Raw genomic sequence first — 20,183 nt, forward strand, 5'->3', positions numbered from 1 at the left:
TACATAATCAAATATTAATTTACATAGGCTGGGGCTAATTCAATTATTTCTATAGTTAAACTATACTGATTTATATCAATATCATCCTTAAGTATACTTATAATTTGATTTCTCAAATTTATAACCAAACTATTTAGATGGTCTTGCTCACGCCCTTTCAAAACCTTTATTTGCATGTGAATAATCTGTTTTGTTAGATCACCACCAACGCTACAACTCTCATATCTATATACTCTACTTTTAAATGTGGTTAATTTAGTTGGTAGTTTTTCAACTAAAAATTTTTGAGTCCCATCGATGATTTTATTAGCTAGTTTAAGATTAAATTTTTGAGATATTTCTAAGATAATTTGAGGCATCAAATAATTACATTTATATAAAATATTTATTATATAGTTAATCCGATAGTTATTTGACAATAATGTTATAATATTTAGAAAAAATGTCATCATATAGCCAAGATTTCAGAGATATCGTAATAACTAAATATAAAGAAGGCCTAACAGACAAAGAGCTAAGTAATTTTTTTAATATAGATATCCGTACTACTAGATCTTGGATAAACTTATACGAGACAACTGGTGATTATAAATCTAAGCAAGGCTTGGGTTGCGGTAGAGTAGCAACCTTTACAGATAAGGAAGCGATAGAAAGCTACTTAAGAACATATCCAGATGCAATGGCTTTAGATATTAGAGAAGCATTAGCTCCTGAAATACCTAGAAGCACATTTTATGATTGTCTTACCAGACTTGGTTTTAGTTTTAAAAAAAGACACCTAAATATAAGCAAAGAAAAGAACAAGATAGGCAAAGTTTTATAGAGGTTGTTGAGACTATTGAACCTAACAAACTTGTATATTTAGATGAAATGGGTATGGATAATAAACAGTCTGTACTAAGAGGATGGTCTCTTGTTGGTAAACCTAGCTATGGTGAAGTTATTGCTTATCAAACTCAGAGAAAAAGTATAGTTGCTGGTTATAACTATTTAGAAAAGAAGATTATAGCACCGCTAGAGTATACTGGATATACAGATACTCAAATTTTTAATCAGTGGTTTGAAGAGCATTTATGTCCTGAGTTAATTCCAAAGACTACTGTTGTTATGGATAATGCTAGTTTTCATAAGTCTCCTAAATTGGCTAAAATAGCAGAGAAGTTTGATATACAGATACTATACCTTCCTGCTTATTCTCCTGATTTAAATCCTATAGAAAAAATTTGGGCCAATTTTAAAAGAATTTTAAGAAAAGTAAATAATTCTTTTGATAATTTATCTGATGCTATTACTCACGTCTTTAGCACAATATTATCAGATTAACTATAAAATCGATTCCAAAAGCTTATGTAATAAGACTTTTAAAAGGATTATTTACAGACGGCTGTAAAAAAAACCTAAAACCTGTCCAAACAATGTCTCTAATAATACTCAAAAATATGGAAAACAAGAAGGTAAACAAAGATACAAATGTCTAAATTATAATAAGGTTTTCCAACAGTTCAAACGGAGAAATAGGTTATATAAATCAATATTTTATAAGTATGTTTTTAAGTATCAAACTTACGCAGACTTAGCTGTTGAATATGGCAAAACTAAGAGATGGGTTTATACTCAAATTCATAGCTATGTGACACTACTTTTTATGGGATGAAATTAATGATTTATACGACTCTATAAAAGAGCATATAGAGAAACCTGTTTATGTTGTTGAACTAGCTATGAGAAAGTTGAAATCATATCTGTGAATCTCACAGCTTATCAGATTGCCAATTTAGAGCCGTTCCTTAGTGTTGGGCCTTCTAGGTGAGACTTTCACAATCATTTAACCATAGGGTAAAGAAACAAAGCTCTTCACCAAGTATCCTTAATTATTTAGTACCGAATATTTTATCTCCAGCATCTCCAAGCCCTGGGATAATATATTTATCCTCATTCAAATGACTTTCGATTGATGCTGTAAACAATTCAACATCCGGATGAGCTTCCTCAAGTGCTTTAATACCTTCAGGGGCTGAAACTAGAGTTATTATTTTAATACTCTTAGAACCAGATTTTTTAAGCAAAGAAACAGTTTCGACCATTGAACCTCCAGTAGCTAACATAGGATCAACAACCAAAGCTACTCTTTCGTCAAGTTTATCGCAAAGCTTAGCAAAATATGGAATAGGCTTTGCACTTCTTTCATCACGGTACATTCCTATCATACTAACTTTTGCTGCTGGTACATGCTCAAATACTCCATCCATCATGCCTAAGCCAGCCCTAAGGATAGGCACTACTGTTAATTTTTTACCTTTTATCTGATCAACTTCAAGATTAATTCCCCGCCAGCCCAAGACTTGGGTTTTTTCCAACTCAAAACTTGCCGTCACCTCGTATGTTAATAGAATTGTAATTTCCTTTATTAATCTGCGAAATTCTTGTGTACTAATATTTTTAATTCGCATAAGCCCTAGCTTATGCTGTACCATTGGATGCTTAATCTCTACCACTTTCATTTAATCTTATTTCCTATATTTTTTTAATAATAATTTATCTGCCCCAATATAACTCTATCCTTTGCTCCAGTTGCTGATGGCGCATTGTTATAATTTCTATTTAAAGTTTCATTACCTAATATCGCAAAAGCAATTGCTTCTTTAGCATCACTATTTTCATTAATATCCTCAAGTGTTAAAATTTCCACATCTAAAAGCTTCCTAATATTTTTAATTAGAAAATTATTATACGCACCGCCACCTGTGAATATTATCTGATCTAATAAACATTTATCAAATACAAAATCAAAATATGCTCTAGCAATACTTTTCGCTGTAAAAATTGTAAATGTATGTATTATATCATCAGGGTTTTCATTACTATATTTAGCAATAATACTATCTGTATATTTTTCTCCAAATAGTTCCCTCCCTGTTGATTTTGGTGGGGTCTGTCTCAAATAGGGATTTGCTAAAAGTTCATTTAGCATTGCTTTGATAATAGTCCCATGAGCTGCAATATTACCATTTTCATCATAGTCTAACCCATATAAAACTTCTACTGCTCTATTAATCATCATATTACCAGGCCCAGTATCAAAAGCATAAATGCTTTCTATAGATGAGTCTTTAGGAATTATTGTTGTATTTGCTATACCCCCGATATTATGCAAAGCCCGAGACATTTTTTTATCCCTATATAGAATATAATCGACATAAGGGACAAGTGGTGCACCATCTCCTCCTGCAGCTATATCTCCAGCACGAAAGTTCGAAACTACTACTGTTTGACATTCATAAGCAATTGTAGCCGCATCTCCTAACTGCAAAGATGACTTAATAAAATTATTATCTTTAGTTGCTTGATGATAAATAGTTTGGCCATGATTTGCTATAAACGCTACATCATATAGCTCAATGCAAGAGTCAAAAATTAGTTTTTTTACAGCCTCTGCATATTCTTTACCAAGTTTAAAATTCAAACTACATAATAGCTGTGAATTGCTATTACTTAAGTCTAAAGCATCTTTGATTTCTGCTAAAATGTTATCTGAATATGGATAAGTCTTAAAATTAATCAACTTAATATCTGTATCTAAACCATACCCCTTAATCTTACACAATGCCACATCAACACCATCCAAAGATGTTCCAGACATAATACCTATACAATATTTATACTCACTCATAAACCAACAAAATATAATACCTACACCCCAATAAGATAAATTACATACTAAAATAATTATAAACTCAATATTTAAACTGAGGTTATGCATGTTTTATGTATAGTTAATCTGATAATATTGTGCTAAAGACGTGAGTAATAGCATCAGATAAATTATCAAAAGAATTATTTACTTTTCTTAAAATTCTTTTAAAATTGGCCCAAATTTTTTCTATAGGATTTAAATCAGGAGAATAAGCAGGAAGGTATAGTATCTGTATATCAAACTTCTCTGCTATTTTAGCCAATTTAGGAGACTTATGAAAACTAGCATTATCCATAACAACAGTAGTCTTTGGAATTAACTCAGGACATAAATGCTCTTCAAACCACTGATTAAAAATTTGAGTATCTGTATATCCAGTATACTCTAGCGGTGCTATAATCTTCTTTTCTAAATAGTTATAACCAGCAACTATACTTTTTCTCTGAGTTTGATAAGCAATAACTTCACCATAGCTAGGTTTACCAACAAGAGACCATCCTCTTAGTACAGACTGTTTATTATCCATACCCATTTCATCTAAATATACAAGTTTGTTAGGTTCAATAGTCTCAACAACCTCTATAAAACTTTGCCTATCTTGTTCTTTTCTTTGCTTATATTTAGGTGTCTTTTTTTAAAACTAAAACCAAGTCTGGTAAGACAATCATAAAATGTGCTTCTAGGTATTTCAGGAGCTAATGCTTCTCTAATATCTAAAGCCATTGCATCTGGATATGTTCTTAAGTAGCTTTCTATCGCTTCCTTATCTGTAAAGGTTGCTACTCTACCGCAACCCAAGCCTTGCTTAGATTTATAATCACCAGTTGTCTCGTATAAGTTTATCCAAGATCTAGTAGTACGGATATCTATATTAAAAAAATTACTTAGCTCTTTGTCTGTTAGGCCTTCTTTATATTTAGTTATTACGATATCTCTGAAATCTTGGCTATATGATGACATTTTTTCTAAATATTATAACATTATTGTCAAATAACTATCGGATTAACTATATTATATCCAACTTAAAGTAACTTTCCCAGATTAGTACAGGAAGGTTCTATTAGTTTAAAATAGTAAAAGTAATATACAGAGATCTTATTTATACAGACTAGCAACTCTATAATTAATAGCAATTAAATAAAAATTTAAATACCTAAGTTATATTTTATTACTAATTATTAACTTCAATTGATGATGGATGAGTAATATAAAATTTTAGAAATTCTAAGAAATAATATTATAGATTATATTTATCTAACTACCGGGTCTAATTTACCGGCTTCATACTTTTGAAACATAGTTTCTAATGAAATTGGCTTAATTTTACTTGCCATACCAGCACTACCAAAGGCTTCATAACGCGCTGCACAAATCTCAGACATTGCAGCCTTTGCTACAGCATTATATTTACGTGGATCAAATTCTGCCGGATTTTCAGCCATAAACCTTCTCACTGCACCAGTAGATGCCATACGTAAGTCAGTGTCAATATTTACTTTACGCACACCATACTTAATTGCTTCAACAATTTCTTCAACTGGTACACCATAAGTCTCTCCCATAGCACCGCCATACTCATTAATCACTTTTAACCAATCTTGAGGCACAGAAGATGAACCATGCATTACTAAATGAGTGTTCGGTATTCTAGCGTGAATTTCTTTTACTCTTTTTATAGATAAAATATCACCTGTAGGTGGCTTAGTAAATTTATAAGCACCATGACTAGTACCAATAGCGATTGCTAATGCATCCACCTTAGTTTTTTTAACAAAATCAGCAGCTTCTTCTGGATCTGTAAGCATTTGATCCATAGATAGTGTACCTTCAGCACCAACTCCATCTTCTTCACCAGCCTGACCTGTTTCTAACGAACCAAGACAGCCTAGCTCACCCTCAACCGAAACACCACAAGCATGAGCCATATCTGTAACTTTTTTTGTTACATCAACGTTATACTCATAGCTAGCTGGAGTCTTACCATCAGACATAAGAGATCCATCCATCATCACTGATGAAAAACCTAACTGTATAGATCTTTGGCATACAGATGGTGATGTACCATGATCCTGATGCATACAAACCGGAATATGTGGATATTCTTCAATAGCAGCTAAAACAAGGTGTCTTATAAACGGTGCTCCTGCATATTTTCTTGCTCCTGCTGAACCTTGTAAAATTACTGGTGAATTAACTTTATCTGCTGCTTCCATGACTGCTCTAACCTGCTCAAGGTTATTTACATTAAAAGCTGGTATTCCATAGCCATGCTCTGCTGCATGATCTAATAATTGACGCAATGAAACTAAAGCCATTATATTTTCTCCTTATCTTACTTGACCTGCGATTATTACTTTAATCTTATTTGTACTACCATGAACACCCATACTATCTCCACTTGTTAAAACTAAAATATCTCCATCTTTGGCAAATTTTCTAGTTTCCAATTCCATACAAGCAGATCTATTCACATATAGTTTAGACATTCTGGTAGAGTCAAAGTGTATTGGCACAACACCTCTAAATAATGTCATAGCTCCAAGAGTTGTACGGTTGCGTGATAGTGCGTAAATAGGTAAAGATGTACTTATACGTGACATCCAACGAGAAGTATTACCACCCTCGGTTAACACTATAAGACCTTTCGCACCAATTTCATTAGCAATTTTAACTGCTGCGATTGATACTGCGTGATCTATTCTAGAGCAATCAGCAATTTTTTGCTTTTTAATCATATGATTATATTTACTCTTTTCAGCTGAGTCACATATTCGTGACATTGCTTCTATCGTTTCAACAGGGTAACTGCCTACTGCAGTTTCAGCAGAAAGCATCACCGCATCCGTACCATCAAATACAGCATTTGCAACATCTGAAGCTTCTGCTCGTGTTGGAGAAGAATTCTCAATCATAGATTCCATCATTTGTGTAGCAGTAATTGAGCCTTTTTCATTCTGACGAGCAGCACTAATAATCAGTTTCTGAGCAGCTGGTACGTTTTCATCACCAATTTCAACTGCCAAATCTCCACGAGCAACCATCACAAGATCAGAAGCATCTATAATTGCTTTTAGATTATCATGAATAACAGCCTCTGCTCGTTCAATTTTTGCTACCATAGCTGGCTTCCAACCTGCTTCATTTACAAGTTGACGAGCATATTCAATATCTTTGCCATCTCTAACAAAAGATACGGCTAAAAAATCAACTTGTAGCATTGCTGCTATTTTAATATCTTCTTTATCTTTATCAGTCAAAGCAGGAGCAGTTAATCCACCACCTTTTTTATTAATACCTTTATTATTAGAAACTTTACCACCCACAATAACATTTGTAGTAGCTCTATTACCTTTTACAGAATCAACTTCTAAAACAATTTTGCCATCATCAACTAAGAGAATATCACTCTTTTTAACGTCTTTGATGAGTTCCTTATAGTCAATACCCACAGTTTTATCATCACCATCATCAACACCCAGATCAGCATCAAGAATAAATTTCTGGCCTTTCTTAAGTGTTTCGGAACCATTTTTAAATTTTGAAAGTCTAATTTTTGGGCCTTGTAAATCTGCTAAAATACCCACATAAGTATCTTGCTCTTTTGCAATATTACGAATTAGGTCTACACGCTTGCGATGATCCTCAGCTGTACCATGAGAGAAATTACATCTCACAGCATTCACTCCTGCTTTTATCATAGCTGTCAGAGCATCCCTCGATTCGCTTACTGGTCCAAGAGTTGCTAAAATCTTAGTTCTTCTCATTGTTTCACCTTAACAAAATATTATTTTGCCTATTGTTACTTCACTTTTGCTTTTAGTATCTCGATAGCTGGTAGTTTCTTACCTTCCAAAAATTCTAAGAATGCACCGCCAGCTGTAGATATATAAGACACTTTATCTTTAATGTTATATTTTTCAATAGCTGCTATAGTGTCCCCACCACCTGCCACAGAGAATCCTTGTGATTCTGCGATAGCCAAAGATAAAGCTTTTGTACCATTACCAAAATTATCAAACTCAAACACACCTAATGGACCATTCCATAATATAGTCTTTGAAGATTTTAATATCCTAGCTAAATTCTCTTCAGATTTAGGCCCAATATCCATTATCATCTCATCATCAGCTACATTTGCTACATCTTTAATAACTGCTATTGCTGTTTCGCTAAATTCTTTAGCTACTCTTACATCGACAGGAATAGGTATTTGTATTCCTTTTTCATTAGCCTTCTTTAATATGTTTTGAGCGTCAGCTACTAAATCTTCCTCATATAGAGATTTGCCAACATTATAGCCTTGTGCTTTAATAAATGTATTAGCTATACCACCACCTACTACTAAAATTTCAACCTTATCAAGTAAATTATGCAATACAGAAAGTTTAGTAGAAACTTTTGAACCTCCAACAATAGCTGCCATAGGTTTCTTGGGGGCTTTAAGAGCTTTTTCTAAAGCTTTGATTTCACCTGCGACTAAAAAACCAGCGCAAGCTACAGGTATATATTTTGCTACCCCATAGATTGAAGCTTGAGCTCGATGAGCTGTTGCAAAGGCATCCATCACAAACACATCGCCAAGACTTGCTATTTTTTCAGATAACTTATCATCAGATTTTTTTTCGCCTTTATTAAAACGAACGTTATCACACATAACAATTTCACCTGCCTGCACATCAACCCCTCTTAACCAATTTTTTTCAAACTTAACTGGTTTATGGATAATACTTTCTAAGGCTTTAGCTACAGGTTCTAAAGAAAATTGAGCATCATACTCACCTTCAGTTGGACGACCCAAATGAGACACTAATATAACTGCCCCACCTTGCTCTAATATGTAGTTAATAGTTGGTAAGGCAGCATTTATTCTTACTAAACTTGTAACCTTACCATCTTTAATAGGTACATTAAAATCGACCCTAACAAGAACTTTTTTACCTTTTAGGTCGACATCTTTTATAGTTTGTAAATTCATCATATAAGCCTCGCTTACAGCTTAGCCATATGCTCTACTACTCTTACAAGCTGATTAGTATATGACATCTCATTATCATACCAAGATACTACTTTAACTAACGATTTATCTCCAAGTTCTGTAACTTTAGTTTGAGTCGCATCAAACAAAGATCCTTCATCAATACCAATAATATCACTAGAAACAAGTTCTTCCTCAGTGTATCCAAAAGACTCATTAGTAGCTGCTTTCATTGCTATATTCACATCATTTACTGATACTTTTTTATTTACAACAGCTACAAGCTCAGTTAATGATCCAGTTGCTACAGGCACACGTTGAGCAGCCCCGTCTAATTTACCTGCTAAATCAGGGATCACTAAACCAATAGCTTTAGCAGCACCTGTTGAATTAGGAATAATATTTACAGCTGCAGCACGTGCACGGCGTAAATCTCCTTTTGCATGAGGAGCGTCAAGAGTATTCTGATCACCTGTATAAGCATGAATTGTAGTCATGAAACCTTTTTCAATAGTCGCAAGCTCATGCAATACCTTAGCCATTGGTGCAAGACAGTTTGTAGTACATGAAGCACCTGAGATAATTTTATCATCAGATTTAATAATATCGTGATTAACATTATATACAACTGTCGGTAGATCATCTCCAGCTGGAGCTGATATAACTACTTTTCTTGCTCCTGCATCAATATGTGCTTGTGACTTAGCCTTTGATACATAAAAACCTGTACATTCAACTACAACATCCACACCCAAATCACCCCAAGGTAACTCAGCGGCATTAGCTTTAGCATAAATTTTTATTTCTTTACCATCTACCGTGATTGTATTATCACTAGCTTTAACAGTATTTGCTTTAGAATATCTACCTTGAGCAGAATCATATTTCAATAAATGTGCCAACATTTTAGGATTAGTCAAGTCATTAATTGCAACAACTTCGATACCATCTTTGCCGAACATTTGACGAAATGCAAGACGACCAATTCTACCAAACCCATTAATTGCTACTTTCATTTTATTCTCCTATTTGTTTAAGATTTTCACTTGTATATTTATTTACGATATTAGTTAATTCTTCTACTGTAAAACCAAAGTGTTTCATCAAATCAGCAATCGGTGCTGACTCACCAAATGTAACCATTCCTTTAACTTCTCCACCTGCTTTGGGCATATATTTATACCACATATCAGGTTGAGCTAATTCCACAAACAATGCTGGAATATCACTTCTAATTACAGACTCTTTATACTCTTTAGACTGTACATCAAAAATCTCTACACATGGTATTGATGCTACATTTATTTTAATACCTTTTTTAGCAAACTCGTTAGCTGTTTTTATAGCAAGCTCAACTTCTGAGCCTGTTGCTACTATAGTAAAGCTAGCATTTTTATGCTCAACAACTAGGTAACCACCTTTAATAATATTATTTGCTTTTTCAGTACTATCAACACATGGTTCTAACCCTTGGCGTGTTAAAACCATCACAGCAGGAGTTTCTTTAGATTCAATAGCATGTTGCCATGCTACCATCGTCTCAATAGTATCAGCTGGACGCCATACGTTAAGATTTGGAATTAATCTTAGACTCGGAATATGCTCTACTGGTTGGTGGGTAGGACCATCTTCACCTAATCCAATAGAATCATGACTCATTACATGAACAACCGGTTGCTTCATAAGTGCAGACATTCTAATAGCATTACGTGAATAATCACTAAACACCAAGAATGTACCTCCATAAGGCTTAACTCCTCCGTACAAGCTTAATCCATTCATAATAGCTGCCATACCAAACTCACGTACACCATATGATAAATAATTTGCTTGAGACTGAGTATTATTCAACCAAACAGAACCAGACCAGTTCGTATTATTTGAACCTGTTAGATCTGCTGATCCACCAAACATTTCTGGTACATGGCTACAAATGACCTCAAGAGCCATTTGTGATGCTTTACGTGTAGCTACTTTAGACGGGTTCTTAAGCTGTTCATCAATATATTTTTTTATTTCAGAATTTAGAGTCTCTGGTAATTCTTTTGCTAACACCCTTGCTAGCTCACTATGTTTTGGTGATTTTTTAGAGTCACTCCATAGCTTCTGCCAATTTGACTCTAATGCTTTACCTTTTTCACGCGCATCCCAAAACTTATAAATATCATCAGGAATTTCAAAAGCGTCATAATCCCAGTTTAGTTGTTTTGCTGCAGATTCTCTCTCTTCATTAGATAGTGGTGAGCCATGCACAGATGCTGTCCCTGCTTTTTCAGGAGAGCCAAAACCAATCACTGTTTTACAACATATTAACGTCGGTTTTAATTTCTCATCTTGAGCTTGCAATATAGCCTGCTCAATAGCATAAGCATCATGGCCATCGACATTTTCTATCACATGCCACCCATATGACTTGAAGCGTTCAACTGTATTATCAGTAAACCACCCTTTTGTATCACCATCAATTGAAATACTATTATCATCCCAAAAAGCAACTAACTTTCCTAGTCCAAGTGTGCCTGCCAATGAACAAGCCTCATGCGAGATACCTTCCATAAGACAACCATCTCCCAAAAACGTATAGGTGTGATGATCAATAATCTTAGATCCTTCAATATTGTATTTACTTGATAAAAGCTTTTCACCAAGAGCCATACCTACAGCATTAGCCAAACCTTGACCCAGCGGGCCAGTTGTAGTTTCAACACCTGGCGTATAACCATATTCAGGATGGCCAGGAGTTTTTGAATGAAGCTGCCTAAAATTTTTAATATCCTCAATCGATAAGTCGTAACCGCTTAGATGAAGCAAAGAATATAAAAGCATAGAACCATGGCCGTTTGATACTACAAATCGATCACGATTTATCCAGTTAGGATTCTCGGGATTGTGTTTTAAAAATTTCGTCCAGAGTACAGTCGCAATATCTGCCATACCCATAGGCATTCCAGGGTGGCCAGATTTAGCTTTTAGTGTTGCATCAATAGATAGAAATCTTATCGCATTGGAAAATTCTTGAGAAATCGGTAAAGACATTATATTTGATCCTTTAAATACAGACATTTAACATTAGTAAACATAATTTAGAGCAATAATACATTAGTGACTTTGATAAAACAAGAAATCGATATACAATACCTTTTAAAAGCCTTACAAAAATTATCTAGAAAATGAAGAATAATAGCTTAATAAACCACAATAATTATGCTAAACAAAAAAGAGAATTGGTCTCATATGTGGTAACTATTGAAAAACCACAAAGCTTTTGCGAAGTAATTAGCAATGAAAAGCATGAATTTATTTGTGATTTTTCATTCTTTGAAGAAAAAAATCATACATGCATTAAGTATACTATAACCGCAAAACTAAAACTTATTTGCCAAAATTCTCTAGAAATTTTTGAGCATGTATTCAATGTTACTAATACTATTATTTTAGTGGAAGATGATCGCTTAGCTGGAAACTCTCAATTTGAACCATTTATCTGCCACGATGCTATCATTGATTTAGTTGACATCATAAAGGAAGAAATACTACTAGACCTACCTTTAGTACCAAAAAAAGACACTAAGACTTGTAAAAAAACAAAAAAAGATTCATACTATAGCGAGCATGAAAATGTTACAGAAGAAAAAAAGAATCCTTTTGAGATTCTTAAAACTCTCAAATAGCATAAATTTACAAATAAAAACGAAATATATAAGAGGTTATTTAAAATGGCTGTACAACAGGTTAAAAAAAGCAGATCAAAAAGAGATATGAGAAGATCTCACGATTCTTTAACAGCTCCTACACTATCAACTGATAAATCAACTGGTGAATTACATCTGAGACATCACGTATCACCAAATGGTTTTTATAAAGGTAAAAAAGTAGTAGAAACTAAATCCGAAGACTAATATCATTTATAACACTTTTAAATTAGTTTATTAGTAAGCATTTATTGGTAGGCAAAAGATAATTAGCAATACAGGAAATTTTATCTATTATGGGTTACAAAATATCTATAGATGCAATGGGCGGAGACCATGGTTTAAATACCACCATCCCTGCATCTCTTGAAGCAGTAAAGAAAGACCCCAACTTGCAAATTGTGTTAGTTGGAGATCATCATAAAGTCAAAAGAGCTTTAGACAGATATTCAAAAGTAAAAAAAATAAAATTACCAACATTACAAAGAATAGCCATCCACCATGCTAGCGAAACTGTAGCAATGGACGAATCTCCTTCTAATGCTGTTAGAAAGAAAAAAGATTCTTCTATGCGAGTAGCTATAAATCTTGTTAAAGATAATTTTGTTGATGCCTGCGTAAGTGCTGGCAACACTGGTGCATTAATGGCTACATCAAAGTTTGTTCTTAAAACTGTTAACGGTGTAGATCGTCCAGCTATAGTCTATGCTTTACCAGCCTTTAATAGAGATACTAAACAGCTTAGTAAAACATACATGTTAGACTTAGGTGCAAACGTAGTATGCTCATCAGAACAGCTCTTCCAATTTGCAATAATGGGATCAATTTTAGCATCTAGTTCAAAAGGTGTTGCAGAACCTAGAGTTTCTTTGCTCAATATTGGTGAAGAAGAAATGAAAGGGCTAGATAATATTAAAAATGCAGCCAAGCTATTGCAAGGCTGCGAATTTATTAATTACAATGGTTATATTGAAGGAAAATATCTTTTTGATGATAGCACCGATGTAATTGTGTGTGATGGCTTTGTTGGTAATGTATCTTTAAAAACAATGGAAGGTACACTTAGACTTATCGAGTCCCTCATTAAAAAATCAGTAAAAGAAGGCTCATGGCTAATGAAATTACCAACCATCATGGCGCTACCAATATTTAGACGCATGAAGAAAGGTATGAATCTTGATAGCTTCAATGGAGCATCACTCTTAGGTCTAACTGGTATTGTAGTCAAAAGCCATGGTGGAGCTAGCGCCAACGCCTTTGAAACTGCTATTTATGAAGCTATAAAAGAAATTAAATACAATATCCCAAAAACAATTCAAGAATCCCTAGAAAAAGTTCTTTAATCTTTTTCATTCATGATACAATAATTTCAAGCCTTAAGCTCATTACATGAGCCTTATGAGTCTTATTGTTGTTAATCTAAATAAAATAGGTATAACTATATAATGTTTGCACAAATACTAGGCACAGGAAGCTATTTACCTGAAAAAATCTTAACAAATGAAGATATAAGCAAATTTGTAGACACTTCTGATGAATGGATCAGACAAAGAGTCGGAATTGAGAAACGTCATTGCGCTAATGAAACTGAAACTACTAGCTACATGGCTACAGAAGCAGCTAAAGATGCTATCAAAGCAGCTAACATAGATACACAATCTATTGATGCAATAATAGTTGCTACTAGCACAGCAGACTATATCATGCCATCTACAGCATCGACTGTTCAAACCAATCTGAAAATTGAAAACTTTGGTGTTAGATGTTTTGATATATCGGCTGCTTGTAGCGGTTTTGTATATGCTTTGGATATTGCCAAGCAATATATTGAAACTGGATTATGTGAAAACATCCTAGTAATTGGCGCTGAGAAAATGACACGTGTACTTGATTGGAATGATAGGTCAACCTGCGTTCTTTTCGGAGATGGCGCTGGTGCTGTTGTATTATCAAGAAGCAAAGAGAAAAAAATCTTATCATCATTGCTTTATACTGATGGATCATGCTTAGACGTTCTTAATGTCCCAAATAATTTACCCAGCTCTCGCGGACAAATTATTGACATAGACCCATACTTAATTATGGAAGGCAATAAAGTATTTAAATTCGCAGTGTCAAGGCTAGCATCCTTAGCCAAAGATCTAATTAATGATGCCAAAATAACAGCAGAAGAAATCGATTGGCTAGTTCCGCATCAAGCGAATTATAGAATCCTAAACTCTACTGCTAATAAAATAAAAATGCCAATGTCAAAAGTGGTTACAACCCTTAAAGAACATGGCAACACATCTGCAGCATCCATTCCCCTTGCTCTTGATCACGCTGTTAAAAGTAAAATGATCAAACCTGGAGACACAATCATATCTGAAGCTTTTGGTGCTGGATTTGTTTGGGGTGGATTTATTGCAAAAATGTAATTATTAAAAATAACTTATAAAAATACTAAAATAGGAGAGTAGTTATGCCAAAAATAGCTATAGTTTTCCCTGGGCAGGGATCTCAAAAACAAGGAATGCTTCAGGACTATTATGAAAGCTTTGAAACTTTTAGAAATACAATGGATGAAGCAAAAGAGTATCTTGGCTATGACTTATGGAATATAATCCAAAATGACCCAGACACACTAAACAAAACAGAGTATACGCAACCTGTCTTATTAGCCACAAGTTTTGCTATTTTTAAAGTCTTAAAAGAACAAAAACCTGAGTTGAGTATAAGCTATTTTGCTGGTCATAGCTTAGGTGAGTATACAGCTCTTTTAGCAGCCGAATGTATCTCTTATAAAGACGCTTTACAGCTTGTTACCACAAGAGGTAAACTAATGCAAAATGCCGTGACTGATAAAGACTGTGCGATGAGCGCTATTTTAGGTCTATCAAATGAAGATGTCATCACTTGCTGTAAAGAAGCATCTGAAGCAGGAATTGTTGAAGCAGCAAACTTTAATTCAACGGGACAGGTTGTTATTTCAGGTGAAAAGCATGCGGTAGAAAAAGCAAATATTATTGCTAAAGAGAAAGGCGCTAAAAGGGCCCAGATTTTAGCTGTTAGTGTACCATCACATTGCTCCCTAATGAAAAGTGCTGCAGATAAGTTTGAATCTGAATTAAATAAAATAGAGTTCAAAAACCCAACAACTGCAGTAGTACAAAATTTTGATGCAAAATCCCATAATAACCCAAGCGACATTAAATCAGCGATTATCAAACAATTATATAAGCCAGTACTTTGGACTCAGTCAGTACAAGAGCTAGCCAGCAAAGATGTTCAAGAAATCATAGAATGTGGCCCAAGCAAAGTACTTTGTGGACTAATAAAGAGAATCGATAAATCGTTAACTATCAAAGACACAAATACAATAGATAGCTTAGAAAATATCTAAAAGGAGAATATAGAATGTCTTTAAATGAAAAAATTGTTTTAGTAACAGGAGCTAGTCGAGGTATTGGTTTTGAGATTGCTCATACACTAGCAAGCCAAGGAGCTATAATAATAGGCACTGCAACAACCCAAAATTCAGCGAATAAGTTTGAAAATGCTATGGCTGAAAAAGGCTTAAAAGCCAAAGGAATGGTATTAAACATCTCAGATACCAAAAGTATTAAAGATTTTTTTGCGACTATAAAAGTAGAAAAACTAACTATTGATATTTTGATTAATAATGCAGGCATTACTCGCGATAATTTAATGATGAGAATGTCAGAAGAGGAGTGGGAAGCTGTAATTAATACAAATCTTAGTTCCATTTTCAGAATGACAAAAGAATGTATACGTGGAATGATGAAGAAAAGATGGGGAAGAATAATTTCAATAGGATCAGTAGTTGCTTCTGCAGGAAACCCTGGCCAATCTAACTATTGTGCTGCTAAAGCGGGTGTAATTGGTTTTTCTAAATCCTTGGCTTATGAAGTAGCCAGCCGTAATATAACAGTAAATGTAGTAGCTCCAGGTTTTATTGCAACTGACATGACTGATAAGCTAACTGATGAACAAAAATCATTCATCTCTGCTAAAATACCATCCGGTCAAATGGGGCAGCCAAAAGATATCGCTGCAACAGTTGCTTTTTTAGCCTCAGAAGAGGCTAGATATATCACCGGCCAGACATTACATGTCAATGGTGGCATGTATATGGCTTAAATTTTGCAAAATTATTGCAAAAAAGAATAAAAAATAATATTATTGGACATGAATAAAAATTTTTAATTTTTCAAAACAAAAATAAGAAGGAAAAAAAATGAGTGCAAACGAAGTATACGCTAAAGTAAACTCTATTATTGTTGAGCAATTAGGTGTTAAAGAAGAAGATCTTAACCCAGAAGCTTCATTTATTGATGATCTAGGAGCTGACTCATTAGATACAGTTGAATTAGTTATGGCTCTAGAAGAAGAATTTGATACTGAAATCCCAGATGAAGATGCTGAGAAAATCAGAACTGTTAAAGATGTTTACGACTATATCGATTCTAAAGTAAACTAATCCAAATTAATCTCAAGTCAGTATAGGTCAAATATTACCTATACTTTTTCTAAAGAAATATACAACAGGTTAATTTAAATTATGAAATCTAATCGTAGAGTAGTTGTTACTGGACTTGGCATGGTAACACCTTTAGGAAACGATGTCCCTACGACCTGGGCTAATATCTTAGCAGGTAAAAGTGGTGTGTCTACAATTGATGGTTTTGATACTCCTGCACCTGATATTAGCGAGTTTAAAGTTAGGTTTGCAGCTAGAATCAAAAATTTTGATGTAAATACGCTTGTAGGCAGAAAAGATGCTAAAAGAGTTGATCCTTTTTGCTACTATGGTATGGCAGCTGCTAACGAGGCTCTTAAAGATGCAGGTATAGATAAAGTATCCGAAGAAGAATCCTATAAGTTTGGAGTAGCTGTTAGCTCAGGTATTGGTGGAATTGAAACTTTGGAAACAACTAAAGCTATAATAGACAAGAAAGGACCGTCCAAAATATCACCCTTTTGTATTCCATCTTCAATTGTCAACATGCTTTCTGGCATCATCTCTATAAATCATGGTTTACGTGGTCCAAATGTACCAATAGTTACTGCTTGTACTACGGGTACCCATAATATTGGCATGGCTGCTAGGTTAATTGCTAGTGGTGATGCTGATGTAATGCTTGCTGGTGGCTCAGAAAAAGCTAGTAATGCGATTGGTATGGGTGGTTTTGCTGCTGCTAGAGCGCTATCTACACGTAATGATAATCCACAAGGAGCATCGCGACCTTGGGATAAAGATAGAGATGGCTTTGTACTAGGTGATGGCTCTGGTGTTATTGTTCTAGAAGAATATGAAAAAGCTAAATCACGTGGGGCCAAGATCTATGCTGAAGTTGTCGGTTTTGGTATGTCTGCAGACGGGTATCATATGACTATGCCATATGCCCCTGGTCAAGAAAGATGTGTTATGAATGCTTTGGATGATGCAGGACTTAAGAATAACCCAGATGCTATCGATTATGTTAATGCTCACGGAACTTCAACACCTTTAGGAGATGTCCAAGAGTCACAAGTTATTGAGAAGGTAATTGGTCAGTATAGAAAAGATCTAGTAATGAGCTCAACCAAATCAATGACTGGTCATCTATTAGGTGCTGCAGGCGCTATTGAATCAATTTTTAGTGTCTTAGCTATCCAAGATCAAATAGCCCCACCAACTATCAATTTAGAAAACTTAGATGAAGGTTGCAATCTAGATTACGCTGCCAATGCTGCTAAGAAAATGAAAATTGACTATGTTCTAAACAACTCTTTTGGTTTTGGTGGCACAAACGGATCTGTTATTTTCAAAAAAATCTAGTTTTTTACTTAAGAATAAATCTAAAGCCTTTTGAATACTCTCTTAAAAGGTTTCTAAATATTAGGAGCAAAACTATGCAAATTCATATCATTAATTTACACTATATAGTTGAAGCAAGTGATGTTGACAAGATTAGACCTTGCCATAGAGAATTTTTAGATAAAGGCTATGCTAAAAGCATATTTTTAGCTTCTGGTCCAAAATCCACAAATGCTGGTGGGGTAATACTAGCTGTTGGAGACATAAAAAAAATCAAAGAATTCATAAAAAATGATCCTTATTATTTAAATAATATAGCTAAATATGAATTCAGTACTTTTAATGCTGTAAAACACATTCCAGAGCTAGCTAACCTTTAAAAAATCCAAACATCATTTCTCTTTTTTTACCAAATCCTACGTCTTTTTTAACTACAAACCCATTATTTTGTAAATTCTTTCTAACTTTAGAACTTGCTGTAAAGGTTGCGAAAGTCGTACCCACTCCAGAAAACTGTGATATTTGATTAAATAGATTATTAGACCACATTGAACTATTTTTTGTTGGTGCAAAGCCATCAAAAAACCAAGCATCTATTTTTGGCAAAGAATAAGCTTTAATATAGTTAATCTGATAATATTGTGCTAAAGACGTGAGTAATAGCATCAGATAAATTATCAAAAGAATTATTTACTTTTCTTAAAATTCTTTTAAAATTGGCCCAAATTTTTTCTATAGGATTTAAATCAGGAGAATAAGCAGGAAGGTATAGTATCTGTATATCAAACTTCTCTGCTATTTTAGCCAATTTAGGAGACTTATGAAAACTAGCATTATCCATAACAACAGTAGTCTTTGGAATTAACTCAGGACATAAATGCTTTTCAAACCACTGATTAAAAATTTGAGTATCTGTATATCCAGTATACTCTAGCGGTGCTATAATCTTCTTTTCTAAATAGTTATAACCAGCAACTATACTTTTTCTCTGAGTTTGATAAGCAATAACTTCACCATAGCTAGGTTTACCAACAAGAGACCATCCTCTTAGTACAGACTGTTTATTATCCATACCCATTTCATCTAAATATACAAGTTTGTTAGGTTCAATAGTCTCAACAACCTCTATAAAACTTTGCCTATCTTGTTCTTTTCTTTGCTTATATTTAGGTGTCTTTTTTAAAAACTAAAACCAAGTCTGGTAAGACAATCATAAAATGTGCTTCTAGGTATTTCAGGAGCTAATGCTTCTCTAATATCTAAAGCCATTGCATCTGGATATGTTCTTAAGTAGCTTTCTATCGCTTCCTTATCTGTAAAGGTTGCTACTCTACCGCAACCCAAGCCTTGCTTAGATTTATAATCACCAGTTGTCTCGTATAAGTTTATCCAAGATCTAGTAGTACGGATATCTATATTAAAAAAATTACTTAGCTCTTTGTCTGTTAGGCCTTCTTTATATTTAGTTATTACGATATCTCTGAAATCTTGGCTATATGATGACATTTTTTCTAAATATTATAACATTATTGTCAAATAACTATCGGATTAACTATATTACAAATATCATCAACAATGAGCTTGAGTGTTATATTTCCAAATTGATAATTATTAACCCCTTTTATAGGACTATATATATCTAATAAATCTTCATACCCTACTAACCCTGTAATACTATGCAATACAATCCTCAAATCATCTCTACTCAAAGGATATTTTTCAAAAGATATGAACTCTAAGACCGCACCTTCTCTGGCATAAAAGTTCCATAAATTCATAGCCAAAATAAAATTAAGACCACTACCAAAACCAGTTTCACAAATATAAAATTTCTGATCTCTCAGTATAGTTGCAAACCTATCTGGTAGTAAATTGTGATCCAAAAAATTATAAGCACTCTCATCAATCGCAGCATCACTAGAAAAATAAAAATCGCCAAAAACTTCTGATTTAGGTGTAGCATCTTTCCAAATAATTTTTGAAAACTCCATAAACTTAAATAAACTTCCAAACTAATCTCTT

22 protein-coding genes and 1 pseudogene are annotated in these 20,183 nt (G+C 33.9%); 11 read left to right on the plus strand and 12 right to left on the minus strand.

Annotated elements, in window-relative coordinates:
* Positions 1–14: 14 nt before the first annotated feature.
* Positions 15–452 (minus strand): tautomerase family protein, encoded by a 438-nt coding sequence (locus ACR0PV_RS07265; RefSeq protein ID WP_488172462.1) that lies wholly within the window; start codon positions 450–452, stop codon positions 15–17.
* On the opposite strand from ACR0PV_RS07265, the gene ACR0PV_RS07270 reads away from it, so the two are divergent.
* Together ACR0PV_RS07270 and ACR0PV_RS07275 are read left to right on the plus strand one after the other, a co-directional pair.
* Positions 443–1,323, plus strand: a protein-coding gene (locus ACR0PV_RS07270) for an IS630 family transposase (RefSeq protein WP_488172194.1) whose coding sequence is annotated in 2 segments (ribosomal slippage) — positions 443–767 and positions 767–1,323 — 882 coding nt in all. Because the reading frame shifts where the segments join, the coding sequence is not laid out codon by codon here. The two genes, ACR0PV_RS07265 and ACR0PV_RS07270, sit on opposite strands and share 10 nt — an antisense overlap.
* Positions 1,324–1,429: 106 nt before the next feature.
* Positions 1,430–1,654: pseudogene (locus ACR0PV_RS07275) on the plus strand (hypothetical protein); the annotation flags it as partial.
* 217 nt (positions 1,655–1,871) lie between these two features.
* On the opposite strand, the gene upp reads toward ACR0PV_RS07275, so the two are convergent.
* From upp to tkt, 8 genes are all read right to left on the minus strand, one after another.
* The gene (upp, locus tag ACR0PV_RS07280) at positions 1,872–2,501 is read right to left on the minus strand and encodes a uracil phosphoribosyltransferase (RefSeq protein ID WP_488172463.1); all 630 of its coding nucleotides are present in this window, start codon (positions 2,499–2,501) and stop codon (positions 1,872–1,874) included.
* Positions 2,502–2,524: 23 nt separating this feature from the next.
* Positions 2,525–3,670, minus strand: coding sequence for an anhydro-N-acetylmuramic acid kinase AnmK (gene anmK / locus ACR0PV_RS07285; RefSeq protein WP_488172464.1), 1,146 nt, complete (start codon positions 3,668–3,670; stop codon positions 2,525–2,527).
* A 103-nt stretch (positions 3,671–3,773) separates the two neighbouring features.
* Positions 3,774–4,654, minus strand: a protein-coding gene (locus ACR0PV_RS07290) for an IS630 family transposase (RefSeq protein ID WP_488172194.1) whose coding sequence is annotated in 2 segments (ribosomal slippage) — positions 3,774–4,330 and positions 4,330–4,654 — 882 coding nt in all. Because the reading frame shifts where the segments join, the coding sequence is not laid out codon by codon here.
* Positions 4,655–4,944: 290 nt separating this feature from the next.
* On the minus strand, positions 4,945–6,009 hold the full coding sequence (fba, locus tag ACR0PV_RS07295; protein ID WP_488172465.1) for a class II fructose-bisphosphate aldolase: 1,065 nt from the start codon (positions 6,007–6,009) through the stop codon (positions 4,945–4,947).
* A gap of 12 nt (positions 6,010–6,021) precedes the next feature.
* Complete coding sequence (gene pyk / locus ACR0PV_RS07300) at positions 6,022–7,458, minus strand: pyruvate kinase (RefSeq protein ID WP_488172466.1); 1,437 nt, start codon at positions 7,456–7,458, stop codon at positions 6,022–6,024.
* Positions 7,459–7,493: 35 nt separating this feature from the next.
* Positions 7,494–8,669, minus strand: a complete 1,176-nt coding sequence (locus tag ACR0PV_RS07305; protein WP_488173981.1) for a phosphoglycerate kinase — start codon at positions 8,667–8,669, stop codon at positions 7,494–7,496.
* Between the two features lie 14 nt (positions 8,670–8,683).
* Positions 8,684–9,685 (minus strand): type I glyceraldehyde-3-phosphate dehydrogenase, encoded by a 1,002-nt coding sequence (gene gap, locus ACR0PV_RS07310; RefSeq protein ID WP_488172467.1) that lies wholly within the window; start codon positions 9,683–9,685, stop codon positions 8,684–8,686.
* A gap of 1 nt (position 9,686) precedes the next feature.
* Entirely contained in the window at positions 9,687–11,705 is a 2,019-nt protein-coding gene (gene tkt, locus ACR0PV_RS07315) for a transketolase (RefSeq protein ID WP_488173982.1), read from the minus strand.
* Positions 11,706–11,839: 134 nt separating this feature from the next.
* On the opposite strand from tkt, the gene ACR0PV_RS07320 reads away from it, so the two are divergent.
* From ACR0PV_RS07320 to ACR0PV_RS07360, 9 genes are all read left to right on the plus strand, one after another.
* Entirely contained in the window at positions 11,840–12,340 is a 501-nt protein-coding gene (locus tag ACR0PV_RS07320) for a YceD family protein (protein WP_488172468.1), read from the plus strand.
* A gap of 45 nt (positions 12,341–12,385) precedes the next feature.
* Positions 12,386–12,568, plus strand: a complete 183-nt coding sequence (rpmF, locus tag ACR0PV_RS07325; protein ID WP_040010453.1) for a 50S ribosomal protein L32 — start codon at positions 12,386–12,388, stop codon at positions 12,566–12,568.
* An 89-nt stretch (positions 12,569–12,657) separates the two neighbouring features.
* The gene (gene plsX / locus ACR0PV_RS07330; RefSeq protein WP_488172469.1) at positions 12,658–13,704 is read left to right on the plus strand and encodes a phosphate acyltransferase PlsX; all 1,047 of its coding nucleotides are present in this window, start codon (positions 12,658–12,660) and stop codon (positions 13,702–13,704) included.
* A 102-nt stretch (positions 13,705–13,806) separates the two neighbouring features.
* Positions 13,807–14,778 carry a beta-ketoacyl-ACP synthase III gene (locus tag ACR0PV_RS07335; protein ID WP_488172470.1) on the plus strand — a complete coding sequence of 324 codons (972 nt, stop codon included), beginning with the start codon at positions 13,807–13,809 and terminating at the stop codon, positions 14,776–14,778.
* Positions 14,779–14,822: 44 nt separating this feature from the next.
* Positions 14,823–15,743, plus strand: a complete 921-nt coding sequence (gene fabD / locus ACR0PV_RS07340) for an ACP S-malonyltransferase (RefSeq protein WP_488172471.1) — start codon at positions 14,823–14,825, stop codon at positions 15,741–15,743.
* Between the two features lie 14 nt (positions 15,744–15,757).
* Positions 15,758–16,501 (plus strand): 3-oxoacyl-ACP reductase FabG, encoded by a 744-nt coding sequence (fabG, locus tag ACR0PV_RS07345; RefSeq protein ID WP_488172472.1) that lies wholly within the window; start codon positions 15,758–15,760, stop codon positions 16,499–16,501.
* A gap of 97 nt (positions 16,502–16,598) precedes the next feature.
* Positions 16,599–16,841 (plus strand): acyl carrier protein, encoded by a 243-nt coding sequence (gene acpP / locus ACR0PV_RS07350; protein ID WP_488172473.1) that lies wholly within the window; start codon positions 16,599–16,601, stop codon positions 16,839–16,841.
* 81 nt (positions 16,842–16,922) lie between these two features.
* Positions 16,923–18,182 carry a beta-ketoacyl-ACP synthase II gene (gene fabF / locus ACR0PV_RS07355; protein ID WP_488172474.1) on the plus strand — a complete coding sequence of 420 codons (1,260 nt, stop codon included), beginning with the start codon at positions 16,923–16,925 and terminating at the stop codon, positions 18,180–18,182.
* Positions 18,183–18,256: 74 nt separating this feature from the next.
* Entirely contained in the window at positions 18,257–18,541 is a 285-nt protein-coding gene (locus ACR0PV_RS07360; protein WP_488172475.1) for a YciI family protein, read from the plus strand.
* On the opposite strand, the gene ACR0PV_RS07365 is transcribed toward ACR0PV_RS07360, so the two are convergent.
* The 3 genes from ACR0PV_RS07365 to ACR0PV_RS07375 form a co-directional block, all read right to left on the minus strand.
* Positions 18,531–18,827 (minus strand): MnmC family methyltransferase, encoded by a 297-nt coding sequence (locus ACR0PV_RS07365; protein WP_488172476.1) that lies wholly within the window; start codon positions 18,825–18,827, stop codon positions 18,531–18,533. The two genes, ACR0PV_RS07360 and ACR0PV_RS07365, sit on opposite strands and share 11 nt — an antisense overlap.
* A protein-coding gene (locus tag ACR0PV_RS07370) for an IS630 family transposase (RefSeq protein ID WP_488172344.1) occupies positions 18,787–19,667 on the minus strand; the annotation gives its coding sequence in 2 pieces (ribosomal slippage) (positions 18,787–19,343 and positions 19,343–19,667; 882 coding nt in all). The genes ACR0PV_RS07365 and ACR0PV_RS07370 overlap by 41 nt, the downstream gene beginning before the upstream one ends.
* Positions 19,668–19,693: 26 nt before the next feature.
* Positions 19,694–20,152, minus strand: coding sequence for a hypothetical protein (locus ACR0PV_RS07375; protein WP_488172477.1), 459 nt, complete (start codon positions 20,150–20,152; stop codon positions 19,694–19,696).
* Between the last annotated feature and the right edge of the window lie 31 nt (positions 20,153–20,183).

It is taken from the genome of Francisella sp. AG1, from assembly GCF_057683165.1.

Bases quoted from the DNA above. Each gene is read 5' to 3' on its own strand.
- ACR0PV_RS07305 (WP_488173981.1), bottom strand. From the start codon at position 8,669: ATGAATTTACAAACTATAAAAGATGTCGACCTAAAAGGTAAAAAAGTT.
- gap (WP_488172467.1), bottom strand. From the start codon at position 9,685: ATGAAAGTAGCAATTAATGGGTTTGGTAGAATTGGTCGTCTTGCATTT.
- anmK (WP_488172464.1), bottom strand. From the start codon at position 3,670: ATGAGTGAGTATAAATATTGTATAGGTATTATGTCTGGAACATCTTTG.
- ACR0PV_RS07335 (WP_488172470.1), top strand. From the start codon at position 13,807: ATGTTTGCACAAATACTAGGCACAGGAAGCTATTTACCTGAAAAAATC.
- ACR0PV_RS07375 (WP_488172477.1), bottom strand. From the start codon at position 20,152: ATGGAGTTTTCAAAAATTATTTGGAAAGATGCTACACCTAAATCAGAA.
- upp (WP_488172463.1), bottom strand. From the start codon at position 2,501: ATGAAAGTGGTAGAGATTAAGCATCCAATGGTACAGCATAAGCTAGGG.
- ACR0PV_RS07365 (WP_488172476.1), bottom strand. From the start codon at position 18,827: ATGCTATTACTCACGTCTTTAGCACAATATTATCAGATTAACTATATT.
- tkt (WP_488173982.1), bottom strand. From the start codon at position 11,705: ATGTCTTTACCGATTTCTCAAGAATTTTCCAATGCGATAAGATTTCTA.
- pyk (WP_488172466.1), bottom strand. From the start codon at position 7,458: ATGAGAAGAACTAAGATTTTAGCAACTCTTGGACCAGTAAGCGAATCG.
- ACR0PV_RS07265 (WP_488172462.1), bottom strand. From the start codon at position 452: ATGATGACATTTTTTCTAAATATTATAACATTATTGTCAAATAACTAT.
- fba (WP_488172465.1), bottom strand. From the start codon at position 6,009: ATGGCTTTAGTTTCATTGCGTCAATTATTAGATCATGCAGCAGAGCAT.
- fabF (WP_488172474.1), top strand. From the start codon at position 16,923: ATGAAATCTAATCGTAGAGTAGTTGTTACTGGACTTGGCATGGTAACA.
- acpP (WP_488172473.1), top strand. From the start codon at position 16,599: ATGAGTGCAAACGAAGTATACGCTAAAGTAAACTCTATTATTGTTGAG.
- plsX (WP_488172469.1), top strand. From the start codon at position 12,658: ATGGGTTACAAAATATCTATAGATGCAATGGGCGGAGACCATGGTTTA.
- rpmF (WP_040010453.1), top strand. From the start codon at position 12,386: ATGGCTGTACAACAGGTTAAAAAAAGCAGATCAAAAAGAGATATGAGA.
- ACR0PV_RS07360 (WP_488172475.1), top strand. From the start codon at position 18,257: ATGCAAATTCATATCATTAATTTACACTATATAGTTGAAGCAAGTGAT.
- fabG (WP_488172472.1), top strand. From the start codon at position 15,758: ATGTCTTTAAATGAAAAAATTGTTTTAGTAACAGGAGCTAGTCGAGGT.
- fabD (WP_488172471.1), top strand. From the start codon at position 14,823: ATGCCAAAAATAGCTATAGTTTTCCCTGGGCAGGGATCTCAAAAACAA.
- ACR0PV_RS07320 (WP_488172468.1), top strand. From the start codon at position 11,840: ATGAAGAATAATAGCTTAATAAACCACAATAATTATGCTAAACAAAAA.